This is a genomic window from Marinomonas sp. G8-14, from assembly GCF_055808935.1.
The window spans coordinates 2,624,434-2,637,098 of record NZ_CM147891.1; the positions used below are offsets into that span (position 1 = coordinate 2,624,434).

14 protein-coding genes are annotated in these 12,665 nt (G+C 45.0%); 11 read left to right on the top strand and 3 right to left on the bottom strand.

The features are described 5' to 3' along the window. The first annotated feature begins 50 nt into the window (after window positions 1-50). From AC0L6V_RS13425 to AC0L6V_RS13465, 9 genes are all read left to right on the top strand, one after another. Complete coding sequence (locus tag AC0L6V_RS13425) at window positions 51-833, top strand: SDR family NAD(P)-dependent oxidoreductase (RefSeq protein WP_265218238.1); 783 nt, start codon at window positions 51-53, stop codon at window positions 831-833. A gap of 69 nt (window positions 834-902) precedes the next feature. Then, complete coding sequence (locus AC0L6V_RS13430; protein ID WP_418138353.1) at window positions 903-1,484, top strand: oxidoreductase; 582 nt, start codon at window positions 903-905, stop codon at window positions 1,482-1,484. Next, window positions 1,462-1,722: a Rossmann-fold NAD(P)-binding domain-containing protein gene (locus AC0L6V_RS13435; RefSeq protein ID WP_418138354.1), complete on the top strand. Its 261-nt coding sequence runs from the start codon at window positions 1,462-1,464 to the stop codon at window positions 1,720-1,722. The genes AC0L6V_RS13430 and AC0L6V_RS13435 overlap by 23 nt, the downstream gene beginning before the upstream one ends. Window positions 1,723-1,726: 4 nt before the next feature. Next, complete coding sequence (locus AC0L6V_RS13440) at window positions 1,727-2,122, top strand: hypothetical protein (RefSeq protein ID WP_265218236.1); 396 nt, start codon at window positions 1,727-1,729, stop codon at window positions 2,120-2,122. Continuing rightward, window positions 2,119-3,126 (top strand): NADP-dependent oxidoreductase, encoded by a 1,008-nt coding sequence (locus AC0L6V_RS13445; protein ID WP_265218235.1) that lies wholly within the window; start codon window positions 2,119-2,121, stop codon window positions 3,124-3,126. The genes AC0L6V_RS13440 and AC0L6V_RS13445 overlap by 4 nt, the downstream gene beginning before the upstream one ends. A 225-nt stretch (window positions 3,127-3,351) precedes the next feature. Beyond that, the gene (locus AC0L6V_RS13450) at window positions 3,352-4,032 is read left to right on the top strand and encodes a TetR/AcrR family transcriptional regulator (protein WP_265218234.1); all 681 of its coding nucleotides are present in this window, start codon (window positions 3,352-3,354) and stop codon (window positions 4,030-4,032) included. Continuing rightward, complete coding sequence (locus tag AC0L6V_RS13455; protein WP_418138355.1) at window positions 4,029-4,919, top strand: HlyD family secretion protein; 891 nt, start codon at window positions 4,029-4,031, stop codon at window positions 4,917-4,919. The genes AC0L6V_RS13450 and AC0L6V_RS13455 overlap by 4 nt, the downstream gene beginning before the upstream one ends. Window positions 4,920-4,973: 54 nt before the next feature. After that, window positions 4,974-5,915 (top strand): ABC transporter ATP-binding protein, encoded by a 942-nt coding sequence (locus AC0L6V_RS13460; RefSeq protein ID WP_265218232.1) that lies wholly within the window; start codon window positions 4,974-4,976, stop codon window positions 5,913-5,915. A gap of 1 nt (window position 5,916) precedes the next feature. Next, window positions 5,917-7,101, top strand: coding sequence for an ABC transporter permease (locus tag AC0L6V_RS13465; RefSeq protein ID WP_265218231.1), 1,185 nt, complete (start codon window positions 5,917-5,919; stop codon window positions 7,099-7,101). Here AC0L6V_RS13465 and AC0L6V_RS13470 read toward each other — a convergent pair. From AC0L6V_RS13470 to AC0L6V_RS13480, 3 genes are all read right to left on the bottom strand, one after another. Continuing rightward, on the bottom strand, window positions 7,070-7,843 hold the full coding sequence (locus tag AC0L6V_RS13470) for an AraC family transcriptional regulator (RefSeq protein WP_265218230.1): 774 nt from the start codon (window positions 7,841-7,843) through the stop codon (window positions 7,070-7,072). The two genes, AC0L6V_RS13465 and AC0L6V_RS13470, sit on opposite strands and share 32 nt — an antisense overlap. Window positions 7,844-7,866: 23 nt before the next feature. Further along, window positions 7,867-8,400 carry a YbhB/YbcL family Raf kinase inhibitor-like protein gene (locus AC0L6V_RS13475; protein ID WP_265218229.1) on the bottom strand — a complete coding sequence of 178 codons (534 nt, stop codon included), beginning with the start codon at window positions 8,398-8,400 and terminating at the stop codon, window positions 7,867-7,869. Between the two features lie 140 nt (window positions 8,401-8,540). After that, window positions 8,541-9,890: a sigma-54 interaction domain-containing protein gene (locus AC0L6V_RS13480; protein WP_409418656.1), complete on the bottom strand. Its 1,350-nt coding sequence runs from the start codon at window positions 9,888-9,890 to the stop codon at window positions 8,541-8,543. Window positions 9,891-10,114: 224 nt separating this feature from the next. Here AC0L6V_RS13480 and AC0L6V_RS13485 point away from each other — a divergent pair, with 224 nt between their 5' ends. Both AC0L6V_RS13485 and AC0L6V_RS13490 read left to right on the top strand, forming a co-directional pair. Then, window positions 10,115-10,996, top strand: coding sequence for an MBL fold metallo-hydrolase (locus AC0L6V_RS13485; RefSeq protein ID WP_265218227.1), 882 nt, complete (start codon window positions 10,115-10,117; stop codon window positions 10,994-10,996). Window positions 10,997-11,069: 73 nt separating this feature from the next. Further along, complete coding sequence (locus AC0L6V_RS13490) at window positions 11,070-12,665, top strand: bifunctional protein tyrosine phosphatase family protein/NAD(P)/FAD-dependent oxidoreductase (RefSeq protein ID WP_409418657.1); 1,596 nt, start codon at window positions 11,070-11,072, stop codon at window positions 12,663-12,665.

Here is a 12,665-nt window from a genome sequence, read left to right on the forward strand (position 1 = left end):
TCGCCGCTTTTTAAACATTATTCAGAAAATTATTTAAAGAGAAAAATATCATGACAAATTCTACCGTTCTTATCACTGGCGCTTCTACTGGTATTGGCGCTGTCTATGCGGATCGCTTTGCGCGTCGTGGTCACGATTTGGTTATCGTTGCCCGTGATGGTGCAAAACTTGAAACACTGGCAACTCGTTTACGCCAAGAATACAACGTCAATGTCAATGTATTGCCAGCAGACCTAACCAAATCCAGTGATCTTGCTCTTGTCGAAAAACGCCTACAAGAAGACGATCGCATCGACACATTAATTAACAACGCGGGTATTGCCCAATCTGGTCGCTTTGTTGAACAAACACCAGATTCAATTGAAAAGCTGATCGCATTAAACATCACGGCGTTAACCAGACTTGCTAATGCGGTAACGCCACGACTCGTCAAAGCAGGCAAAGGTTCTATCGTCAATGTGTCTTCTGTTGTAGGTCTTGCGCCTGAATACCAAATGACTGTCTACGGTGCGAGCAAGGCATTCGTTTTGTTCTTATCTCAAGGGATGAATCTAGAATTGTCCTCTAAAGGCATTTACGTGCAAGCGCTACTGCCAGCGGGCACTTATACCGAAATCTGGGATCGCGCAGGCATCGATATCAGCAACTCTTCGCCAATGATGGAAGTGAATGAACTGGTTGATGCGGCTTTGGTTGGCTTTGATCGCCGAGAGCTGGTCACCATTCCACCACTGCATAAAGAGACTCGTTGGAATGATCTAGACAAGGCGCGACAAGGGTTGCTTTCTGACATCGAGATGTCAAATGCCGCTGCGCGTTATAAAACAGCATAAACAGCCATAAAACCTTGATTCATTGCCTCACAAAGACATTGAAAAACAACTTGCTTAAGGAGTTACATAATGACCAATAAACTTGTCGCGTTGGTGACGGGCGCGTCATCAGGCATTGGCGAGGCCACGGCCAAAAAATTGCTAACGGCAGGCTACCGCGTCTATGGCACTAGCCGTCGTGGGGCAATATCGAATCAAACTGGCTTTCCTATGCTGGCACTGGATGTAACAGACGATTCCTCTGTCGAAGCGGCCGTTGCGGAACTGATTCGGCTTGAAGGACGCATCGATCTTTTAGTCAATAATGCGGGTTTTGGTTTCTCTCCTGCGGCAGCAGAAGAGAGTTCCATAGAGCAATCTAAAGCCATGTTCGACACCAACTTTCATGGTGTTGTCAGAATGACACGTGCTGTCGTGCCACATATGCGTCGTCAAGGCAGAGGTAGAATTATCAATATTGGCTCAATTCTTGGTGTCGTTCCTGTTCCTTATGCAGCACTTTATTGTGCCAGTAAGCATGCTGTTGAGGGGTACTCTGAAGCATTAGATCATGAACTACGCACACAAGGCATCAGAGTGTCCGTGATTGAGCCGGCTTATGTGAAAACCAAATTTGAAACAAATAATATTGAAGCTCGATTCAAAAATTAGCGAGTACGATGGGATTCGAGCGAAGCTAGTCGGCGTTGTCAGCGAAGCCATGGCTACCGCTGATGAACCTGAAGTCGCTGCCAGTGTCATACTCGAGGCGGCTCAAGCGTCACAGCCAAAATTACGCTATACAGCAGGCAAAACCGCTCGCTTGTTTAAATTTCTACGTCGCTTCGCCCCAGCCTCAGTATTAGATAAAGGCATTCGTAAAAGCTTAAAGCTTGATACAAGGGGATAAGGCAATGACCTTTCGACATGTAGCAATACTGACGTCCTTTTTGTTTCTGGTCTTAGCAGTCGCATGGATGTTTTTCCCTGAGCAAATGCTAACTCAATGGGGCGGCGCAGGACTTGTTAGTCGCCGTGGAGCCGTATTTTATCTTGGGGTTGCTGTTATGTTTTTTATGGCAAGAAATACCGAGCATTCAGCGGCCCGAATGGCTCTTATTCAGGGAATGATAACAATCTGTACAGTCCTGATCTTACTTGGCGTTTATGAGCTTTCAGTGGGTCATGCGAGCGACAAGATTCTGGCTGCCGTTTTAATAGAAGCTATTTTAGGGCTAGCGTTCATTTACGCTTGGCGTACATCGGGCAAGAAACATAAGATTATCAATCATTCGAGAATACAAAAATGAAAGCACTTACCCTTAAAAAGTACAGTAAATCATCCCCCATCATTGAGTTTAGCGACGTCATTAAACCCAAAATCAAACCCAATGAAATGCTCGTTCAGGTTCATGCCGTAGGTTTAAATCCCATTGACAACATCATTCCAACAGGCACATTTAAGCCGGTTTTGCACTTTCAATTGCCCGCAACGCTGGGCAGCGATTTAGCAGGTGTTGTGACGGAAGTGGGTAGCCAAGTAACACGCTTTAAGCCAGGCGATGCGGTATTTGCCAGTATATTTGATCTGGGTATTGGCTCGCTTGCAGAGTTTGCTGTGGTGCCTGAAAACACAGCGGCGCTGAAACCAACAAATCTTGACTTCGTACAAGCGGCTTCAATCCCAATGGTCGGTCTAACCTCTTGGCAAGCCTTGAAAGAGCGCGGCAATCTTAAAGCGGGTCAGAAAGTGTTTATTCCTGCAGGCTCGGGTGGTATTGGTACTTTTGCCATCCAGTTAGCAAAATACCTTGGCGCAACAGTGGCAACGACGACAAGTACTGGGAATGTTGATTTCGTTCGTAAATTGGGTGCGGACACTGTAGTTGATTATAAGAAACAAGAGTTTGACAAAGTACTGCACAACTACGATCTCGTGTTAGGGACGACCAAAGGTGACGCGATTGAGAAATCTATTGGCATCCTTAAGCCAGGGAGCAAGATCCTTTCTCTTGTTGGTCCGTTGGATGCGCCTTTTGCCCGAGTTCGAAAACTGAATGGGATTTTAACCTTTGTATTTGGTTTGATGAGTCGAAAAATTAATAAACTTTCGAAAAAGCAAAAAGTGGATTATTCCTTTCTATTTGTTCGCCCAAATGGCGCTCAACTGAGTGAAATCAGCAAACTGCTCGAAGCTGAACACATTAAACCAGTGATCGATAAGGTGTTTCCGTTTGAACAAACAAAAGATGCGCTGGCATATCTTGCTCAAGGGCGTGCAAAAGGAAAGGTCGTCATTACAATGAATAAATAATGGTTTGACTTCGATATCGGACAAACCTAGACATTGAAGACTACCAGTATTGATCTAGTTCAATTAACTTAAAAAAACACAGCCAAATTTCTCTAGTAAACCTTAGAGGATCGGCACCTACTAAGATAATTCCTCATTGATTCAATCTATGAGGAATTATCTTAGTAACCTATTGTGGATATATGGCCTATATTCATCACTAGATGAATTAATAGAGACCTTTGCATGACCACTAAAATGGGACGTCCCAAGCAGTCTAATAGCGATCAAGATTCCGCTCGCAGCAGTTTGATTGCCGCCGCCAAACGCTGCTTCTCTGAACAGGGTTTTGATAAAGTATCAACGCGAAAAATAGCGCTTTCGGCAGGCGTGGATGCGGCGATGATTCGCTATTACTTCGGTTCAAAAGCAGGTTTATTCGAAGCAACAATACAAGAAACCTTGGCTCCGATTATCGAACAATTCCAAGCCGATATTGACCCCAATACACCGCCTAATCCATTGTTATTGATGCAAACCTACTATCGCATGATTGCCAAAAACCCCATGCTACCAAAATTGATTTTGCAGGTGATAAACCAACAAGATAACCCCGAAGCGTTTGGTATTTTGACGGGCATTATCGACAACATCTTGAAACGATCAGAAAAATGGATCGAGGCGTTTGAAAAGCAAAAGCAAATTAATCCCAACCTTAATCCAGCATGGATTCGCCTGAGCTTTGTCAGCTTAATGATTTTTCCTGTATTAGCGCCAAAATACCTTCAGCAACAACTTGGGGTCGAACTCAAAGAAGACTGGTTATTAAATCTAGCGGATCACAATCAAACATTGTTAGAACAAGGACTTTTCACCTTTCCATCACCACAGCTATCATCCAACGACACCAAAGGTGAGCAAAAATGAAAACACGCCATAGTCTACTATCCGTACTTGTGCTGACTTTGCTTACCGCTTGCCAGTCAGAAGAGTCAACTTACGCCATGGGCAATATTGAACGCGATAGAATCACCTTATCGGCCCCAGCGGCAGAACAAATTGTTTTAGTAAAGGTCAACGAAGGACAACAAGTCTCCCAAGGCGACACATTGTTACGCTTAGACACTCGCAGTGCCGACTCACTTGTAGCGCAGCGCGAAGCCGAGCTTGCTCAAGCCAATGCCGCCCTCAGTGAGCTTACTGCTGGCACACGCCCAGAACAATTAAGTGCATCATTAGCCGCACTAGAAGCCACTCAAGCCGCCAGTAAAGAAGCGGAGCTAAAGTTCCAACGTTACGACAAACTCTATAAAAGCAAAGTCGTTGGCAAAGCCGATTTTGATGCTGCGAAAGCTAACAGAGACAGTAGTAAAGCCAAAGCACAGCAAGCTCATGATCAATGGTTAGAGTTAAAAAATGGCGCCCGTGAAGAAGACATTGCCCAATCCAATGCCAAGGTGCAAGCCGCAAAGGCCGCCCTTGAATGGCAAACCAAAGCCCGTGAAGACCTCACCATCAAAGCGCCAATTGATGGTACGATTGACACACTGCCTTGGCACGAAGGAGATCGTGTTACCGCAGGCACTCAGTTAATTAGCTTGCTGTCTTCTGGTCATCCTTATGCAAGAGTTTATTTGCCTGCCAGCGCGTTAACCAAGATCAAAGCTGGCGACGCAATTGAGGTGTTTGCTGATGGTATCGAATCGCCTATTCAAGGTCGTGTGCGAAATATCCGCTCACAACCCGCTTACACTCCCTTTTATGCGCTCAACGAACGAGACAGAGGCTCGTCTGATGTATCTGACCGATATTGATCTAATTGATGCGGACAAGCTACCTACAGGACTTGCTGTTGAGGTGCGTTTACCATGATTTTCAGCGGATCAGATCAAGTAGAATACGCCATTGAAGCCAAAGGATTAACCAAACGTTTTGGCGATAACATTGCGGTAAATAAACTGGATTTAAACATCCCTAAAGGCAGCATTTATGGCTTTCTTGGTCCCAATGGTTGCGGAAAATCCACCAGCATTCGCCTGCTCACTGGGTTATTAGAAGCCAGCGAAGGTGACGTCACTATTTTAGGCAAACCGCTGTTAGGTCATGAAGAATCCCTTAAGAAACGCATCGGCTACATGACGCAGAAATTTTCCTTGTACGACAACCTAACCGTGCGAGAGAACCTCAATTTTGTCGGTGCTATTTATGGTTTTGCGGGAAAGCGCAAAAAAGCCCGCCTCGAAGAATTACTGGCTTTATACGATTTAGAAAAACAAACCAAGCAGTTTGCAGGTTCCATGAGCGGTGGACAAAAACAGCGCCTTGCTTTGGCCTGCGCCACGCTCCATTCTCCAGAATTACTCTTTCTAGACGAGCCAACGTCAGCAGTCGACCCTGAAAACCGTCGAGAGTTCTGGGAAAGATTGTTCGATCTCTGCGCCGCTGGCACCACTATTCTAGTGTCCACCCATTACATGGATGAAGCTGAACGCTGCCATGCTTTGGCGATTATGGAAGACGGGAATAAACGCGCAGACGGCTCACCTCAAGCTCTAATGGACGCCATGCCTGCCACCGTGGTGGAAGTCAGCGGTAATAAATTAAGACAACTCAAACAGACACTAACCCAGCACCCAGAAATTCTCTCTGCGGCACAAATTGGTGCTCATCTTAGAGTATTGGTAAAGAAAAAAGTACTAGATCCTCTGGGCTTTATCTCTGAACTTAGTGATAGCCGAGAAACAATATTAGCTCGCCCTAGCCTTGAAGACGTGTTTGTTACCTGCACCGGAGGACGTCATGGGGATTAGTATGTGGATTAGAGTGTATGCCATTTTCGTCAAAGAATTAAAGCAGCTCTCCCGAGACAGAATGACCTTTGGCATGATCATCATGATACCTCTGGTACAACTCATGCTGTTTGGTTATGCGATTAACACCGATGCCAGACACATACCCGTTGGCCTTGTCGACCTCAGTCAGACCTCGGAAAGTCGAGCCGTGGAACACGCACTGGTAGCGACGCAATCCGTCGATTTTATTGCCCGTTATCGCTCCATAAAAGACGCCGAAGTCGCCATTACCAAAGGCGAGATCAGAGCCGTACTGTATTTACCCGCCGATATGACACGCCGTCTATTCAATCATCCGCTCTACGATCATAAACAAATAGATTCACCACTCACTCAGCCAATAGGGCAATGGATAGTTGATGGCTCAGATACCGTCATTGCCTCAACCATTAGAGCCTTACGCGATATGCCCTTAGACGAAGTGGCCAACCATACGGCTATACGTACCTCGCCCAGCTTTGAAGTCGTGCAATACTTCAACCCAGAACAAAGAACCGTGGTGAATATCGTGCCAGGCTTGGTAGCGGTGATTTTGACCATGACGATGATTTTATTTACCTCGGCGGCCATCGTTCGGGAACACGAACATGGCAATATGGAATTTCTCATCACCACGCCAGTACGCCCAATGGAACTGATGATAGGAAAAATAGCGCCTTATGTTTTAGTCGGGCTATTACAAGTCGCCATTATTTTAAGCGTGGGGCATTGGGTGTTTTCAGTGCCGATTCAAGGCAGTTTACTGTCACTGCTTGGTGGCTCCATTCTGTTTATCTTTGCCAGCTTAACCCTTGGATTGGTACTTTCCACCATTGCCAAAACGCAATTGCAGGCAATGCAGATGACGATATTTATTCTACTGCCATCGATATTACTATCAGGATTTATGTTTCCTTACGATGCCATGCCAGTCGCCGCCCAATGGATTGCCGAAGCCCTGCCTGTCACTCACTTTATGCGTATGATCCGCGCCATTGCATTACGAGATGCCAGCCTGCTTTTATTAGGCAAAGACGCATTATGGCTAGAGGCTCTTTACTATCGGCGGAATCCTCATTGCGTCATTACGCTTCAAGAAGAAACTGGGGTAACTTTTAATTTAAAGAGACGTCTTAAAGTGTTTTTATATATTGACCTGGCGTAATCCCAAACGACTTATAAAAGCGCTGACTAAAACGTTCTTGCGACTGATAACCACAGCGCACCGCAATGTCTATTTGCTGGCGGTAACCTTGTTGCATCAGGCTAATCGCATGATTCATACGCACTCGAGTTAACAAAGTTCTAAACTGCGTATTTTCTTCTTTCAAACGGCGAATCAAGGTCGCCCGACTCATCGAAAAATGCGTAGCGACTTGATCCAATTGATAATCTTGCCATGGTGCTTGTTGTAAAAACTCCGTGATTTTTTGCTCAAAAGAAACAGAATGTCCTTCAAAGATAAGATGAAGCTTGCCCGCTTCAGCCAATTGTTGATAAAAGCCATTTAACCAATACGCCTGAGACGTTTCACTCACACTTTGTGTATCTAATTCCAGCAAAAAATCGAGACTTGCCATCACTGAACGATTAGGCTTGAAGCGTGGCGAGCATTCATTATCAGCCATCTTGATACTCGTCTCTATCATGTCTTCTGCAGGCGGCAATAAAAAACTCATCTGCACTGACAAGAAACGTTCTTTGGTTGGCTCATTTTCAAACGTCAGTTGTTGCCCTGCTTTCGTTAGCAATAATGTTGAGGCATCAAAATCCAACACATCATCCTGCCAAAACAAACGCTTCCGTCCTGAACGAATTTTGAAAAGACTAGGAGTAAGAATGGCCACATTGCGCAGTCGCTGTGTTTGTAAACCATACACTTGACTGACTTTAAATGTGGGGCGCATTTTTACTCCTAATAGATGTTTGATTAACGATTATAAGGTGCGACTAACATAGCTTTGCCAATTGCCATGCTACGAACGGTAAAGCCAGCTAATGCAGCAGATACGTCAGCACTTAAATCCAGTTTTTCTACTGGTAACGCCCAAACAGTAAACTGATAACGGTGCATATTATCGCCTCGTGGAGGACAAACACCGCCAAAGCCAACACTACCATAATCTGACTTCAGCTCCGTTGCACCAAGCTTAGTTAAATCTGCCCCTTGAGCCAAGGACGTAACAGAAGCCGGGATATTAAACGCTGACCAATGCCACCAACCACTTCCAGACGGTGCGTCCGGATCGTATGCGGTAATAGCAAAACTCTTTGTACCTTTTGGCACATCTGTCCACTGCAGTTGTGGGGATTTATTCGATCCTGAACAACCAAAACCATTAAACTCAAACGCTTGTGGTATTTTCTTCCCCTCTTGAATATCTTGACTTGTTAGCTCAAATGCATTGCTATTCATTGACACTAAGCTGCTTAACGCTGCCGCCATAATAAATACTTTACTCATGCTTATCACCTTACTGTTTTAACCTTATGAGTCTTTATAGTAAGGATTCAAGGCAACGCTGACTCAACTATAAGTATCTTATTTAATAAATTTAACTCAGCTTTTGATACTTTATGCCATAATATTTTAGAACGGTCTACTTACTCCAATTTCCGATACAAAGAACGTAGGCTGATTCCGGCAATCTTGGCAACTTTCTCCTTGTCGTTATCATAAAACGCCATAAGGTCTGAAAGATAACGCTGTTCCGCTGTTTTTAAGTCCACCCACGCCATTTTAGTGTTAGCAGAAGAATTGAGCTCCTGGGTTGAACTTGTTCGATCACTTTGCTGATGCAGTTCATGATCAATATTCAAGCTCTCTTGGATCGTGTGCCGATCAATAAGGTTGGTGTCGCTCAATAGAATCGCTCGGTTTAGAATATTACTCAGCTCACGAATGTTTCCGGGGAAGTCATGACGCTTTAAAATTTGCAACGCTGAGTCGGTTAAATGGTACTCTTTTCGCTCGCTTAGGCGTTTTAACAACGTTGATATCAACAACGCCAAATCATCCTGCCGTTCACGTAATGAGGGCACATAGATAGGAAACACATTAATACGATAATACAAGTCTTGGCGAAACTCTCCTGCCTTTACCATTTGTGCGAGGTTTTTATGGGTCGCGCACACCAAACGAAAATGGCTGTGTTTAATAGTAGAAGAACCTACGGGGCGAAACGATCGCGTTTCGATCAGACGCAATAATTTAACCTGCATAGACAAGGGCACATCGCCGATCTCATCCAAAAACAATGTGCCACCATTGGCAAGCTCAACCAACCCAGTACGACTACTATGCGCCCCCGTAAAAGAGCCTTTGATGTGACCAAACAATTCACTTTCAAATAGCGAATCCGTCAGACCTGAGCATTCTAAAGTCACCAAAGCATTCCCTGCCCGACTACTACCCTGATGAATCGCGTTTGCCACCAGTTCTTTACCACTACCAGATTCACCCAATAGCAGCACCGACGCATCGCTTGGACTCACTCTAGTAACCTTCTCCAGCATCTGGTTAAACGATTTACTTGCCCCCACTAACTTGTTGTTTGCCTTTCCCGTACTCGCCACTGAAATAGCACGCAATAGCTCAACAAAGAACAAGAGTTTCCCTTGGCTATCATGAATTGGCAGCATTTCAACTGCGACGTGTTCTTTGCCTCTTGGGGTTTGATGGATATGCAAAACACGCTCTTTATGACCAGACTGTAAAGTAGCGGAAAGAGGACAATCTTCCCCCGCTTCATCACAAGGCACACTATAACCATGGGAAACCTCAAAACAGCGGCGTTTTTTTTGTAACGGAACGTCCCCAAACTCTTCTCGATAGAGCTGATTGATGGCAAGAATTTGGTAATCGACAGAAACCAAAATGGCTGGGCAATCATAGCCCTCTAGCATGTTTGCTAGCCCTTCATAAATGGGTGAATCTGAAGCGATAATGTTCATACAGGCGTTGTCATATTTGGCAAAATTAAAAGACAAATATGACAAAACCCAATACATTAGTCAAAGCTAATTCTATAAGCAAAACCAATAAAAATTAAAAAAACAATAAATATCAATACTTTAATAAATTATAAAAGTATTGGCACACTTTCTGCCTTAACTAGATTAACGAGCCGTTAAGTGGACCATCTACTCGGCACAAAACAACACAGTGAGGCAAAAAAATGACCACAAATCCTATTCTACAGCCTAAGGTAACGACTTTTTTTGACAAGGATTCCAGCACCTTTTCCTATGTTGTAAAAGACCCTAATTCATCCAGCTGCGCGATTGTCGACAGTGTTTTAGACTTTGATTACGCATCAGGTGGCACTTCTCATAAGAGCGCTGATGAGATTATTGACTATGTCACTCACAACCAATTGACAGTGGAATGGTTAATTGAAACCCATGTTCATGCAGACCACTTATCTGCGGCACCTTACATACAAAGTAAAGTGGGCGGTAAAATTGGCATTGGCGAACACATCACCATAGTACAAGACACCTTTGCTAAGGTATTTAATGAAAATACAGATTTCCTTCACGATGGCTCCCAATTCGATCATCTGTTCCATGACGGCGAACGCTACATGGTGGGTGGTATGCAATGTGTTGCCATGCACACACCAGGCCATACACCAGCCTGCTTCACCCATGTTTTAGGGGATGCCGTCTTTGTTGGCGATACTTTATTTATGCCTGATGCTGGTACGGCTCGTGCCGATTTTCCCGGCGGCAATGCAGAGGTTTTATTCGATTCTGTTCAAAAAATCTTAGCGTTACCAGAAGATCATCGCATTTTCATGTGTCATGACTATTGCCCGAATGGTCGCGCGCTGGAATACCAAACCACAGTAAAAATACAAAAAGAACAAAACATTCATGTCAAACAGGGTATGAGCAAAGAAGCCTTCGTTACTCTACGTGAAACCCGCGACAAAACACTGGCCATGCCTCGCCTGATTTTGCCTTCTCTGCAAATCAATATGCGAGCAGGCCACATGCCGGAGCCAGAAGAGAACGGTTTGTCTTACTTAAAGGTTCCATTGAATGCGTTTAAATAAATCGTAACTATCATCAACAAAAACAATAAGTCACCTCACGTTAGTCGGTGACATGATAAAAGAGAGAACCACCATGTTACGCAAAATAATCACAGACCATTATTCCGTATCTGAGCAAATCCGTTTAGACGATGTAGACGCTTTAGCAGAATCCGGTGTCACGCTTATCATTTGTAACCGCCCAAATGACGAAGAAGAAGGTCAACTGTCTTTTGCCGATGTTGCCGCTTACGCAAAAACGAAAAACATCAAAACCGAACACATTCCGTTTGCTGGCGGACAAATGCAGCCATCCGATGTAGAGGCATTCAGATTGGCCTTGAAAAGTGATGAAAATGTCCATGCCTATTGCCGCACAGGTAATCGCTCAAGCCAAATTTGGCAAGCGGCGCAAGAATCTTTTCCTGAAACAGCGTCTATTGCTCAAGACAACAAAGCAACAGCCCAATACGATGTGGTCGTAGTCGGTGCAGGCTCAGCGGGGATTGCCACCGCCGCCAGTTTATTAAAACGCAAACCTAGCTTGAAAATTTGTTTGATTGATCCAGCTGAAAGTCATTTTTATCAACCCGGTTGGACATTGGTTGGCGGTGGTGTTTTTAAAGCGGCCAGCACACGCCGTAACATGGCGGATGTGATTCCAGCCCATACAAAATGGCTGAAAGAAGCGGTAAAAGCTTTCTTGCCGGATGAAAACCACGTCGTGCTCGAAAACGGCCAAAAAATCGCTTATCAGTACTTAGTCGTCGCGGCCGGCATCAAGCTTAACTGGGACGCCATTGAAGGTTTATCCGCGACATTAGGCAGCAACGGCGTGACCTCGAACTATCGTTACGACTTGGCGCCTTACACATGGGAATTGGTGAAAAACCTAAACGGCGGTAAAGCCGTATTCAGCCAACCGCCCATGCCGATTAAATGCGCAGGCGCGCCACAAAAAGCCATGTATTTGTCTTGTGATCATTGGCTAAAGAACGACAAACTGAAAGACATCCATGTCTCGTTTTACAACGCTGGTGCGGTATTATTTGGCATTGCCAATTACGTTCCCGCGTTGGAAAGTTATATTCAGAAATACCAAGTAAATACTCACTTCACTCACAACCTAGTCAAAGTGGACGGTCCAAATAAACGCGCCTATTTTGCCACCACAAACAAAGATGGTGAGAAAAGCATCGTGGAGACCGAGTTCGATATGCTGCATGTTTGCCCACCACAGACGGCACCAGACTTCATCCGTAATAGTCCATTGGTCGACGCAGCGGGTTGGGTCGATGTGGATAAAGAAACCCTTCAACACGTCACGTTCAAAAACATTTGGTCATTGGGTGATGTCAGTAACACACCCAATGCCAAAACCATGGCGGCGGCTCGTAAGCAAGCGCCTGTCGTAGCACAAAATATTGCCGACGCTATAGACGGAAAGACAATACACGCCCTCTACGACGGCTATGGTTCCTGCCCGCTCACGGTTGAGCGCGGTAAAATTGTTTTGGCGGAATTTGGTTATGGCGGAAAGCTATTACCCACCTTTCCAAAATGGCTTAACGATGGTACCAAACCGACCTATCTCGCTTGGGTGCTGAAAGAAGACTTGCTACCTCCTTTCTACTGGCACGGCATGCTTAAAGGCTATGAATGGTTTGTTAAACCAACCATGCGCAAATAA

Coding starts and splice junctions, on each gene's coding strand:
- AC0L6V_RS13425 (WP_265218238.1), top strand. CDS start 51: ATGACAAATTCTACCGTTCTTATCACTGGCGCTTCTACTGGTATTGGC.
- AC0L6V_RS13430 (WP_418138353.1), top strand. CDS start 903: ATGACCAATAAACTTGTCGCGTTGGTGACGGGCGCGTCATCAGGCATT.
- AC0L6V_RS13440 (WP_265218236.1), top strand. CDS start 1,727: ATGACCTTTCGACATGTAGCAATACTGACGTCCTTTTTGTTTCTGGTC.
- AC0L6V_RS13445 (WP_265218235.1), top strand. CDS start 2,119: ATGAAAGCACTTACCCTTAAAAAGTACAGTAAATCATCCCCCATCATT.
- AC0L6V_RS13450 (WP_265218234.1), top strand. CDS start 3,352: ATGACCACTAAAATGGGACGTCCCAAGCAGTCTAATAGCGATCAAGAT.
- AC0L6V_RS13455 (WP_418138355.1), top strand. CDS start 4,029: ATGAAAACACGCCATAGTCTACTATCCGTACTTGTGCTGACTTTGCTT.
- AC0L6V_RS13460 (WP_265218232.1), top strand. CDS start 4,974: ATGATTTTCAGCGGATCAGATCAAGTAGAATACGCCATTGAAGCCAAA.
- AC0L6V_RS13465 (WP_265218231.1), top strand. CDS start 5,917: ATGTGGATTAGAGTGTATGCCATTTTCGTCAAAGAATTAAAGCAGCTC.
- AC0L6V_RS13470 (WP_265218230.1), bottom strand. CDS start 7,843: ATGCGCCCCACATTTAAAGTCAGTCAAGTGTATGGTTTACAAACACAG.
- AC0L6V_RS13475 (WP_265218229.1), bottom strand. CDS start 8,400: ATGAGTAAAGTATTTATTATGGCGGCAGCGTTAAGCAGCTTAGTGTCA.
- AC0L6V_RS13480 (WP_409418656.1), bottom strand. CDS start 9,890: ATGAACATTATCGCTTCAGATTCACCCATTTATGAAGGGCTAGCAAAC.
- AC0L6V_RS13485 (WP_265218227.1), top strand. CDS start 10,115: ATGACCACAAATCCTATTCTACAGCCTAAGGTAACGACTTTTTTTGAC.
- AC0L6V_RS13490 (WP_409418657.1), top strand. CDS start 11,070: ATGTTACGCAAAATAATCACAGACCATTATTCCGTATCTGAGCAAATC.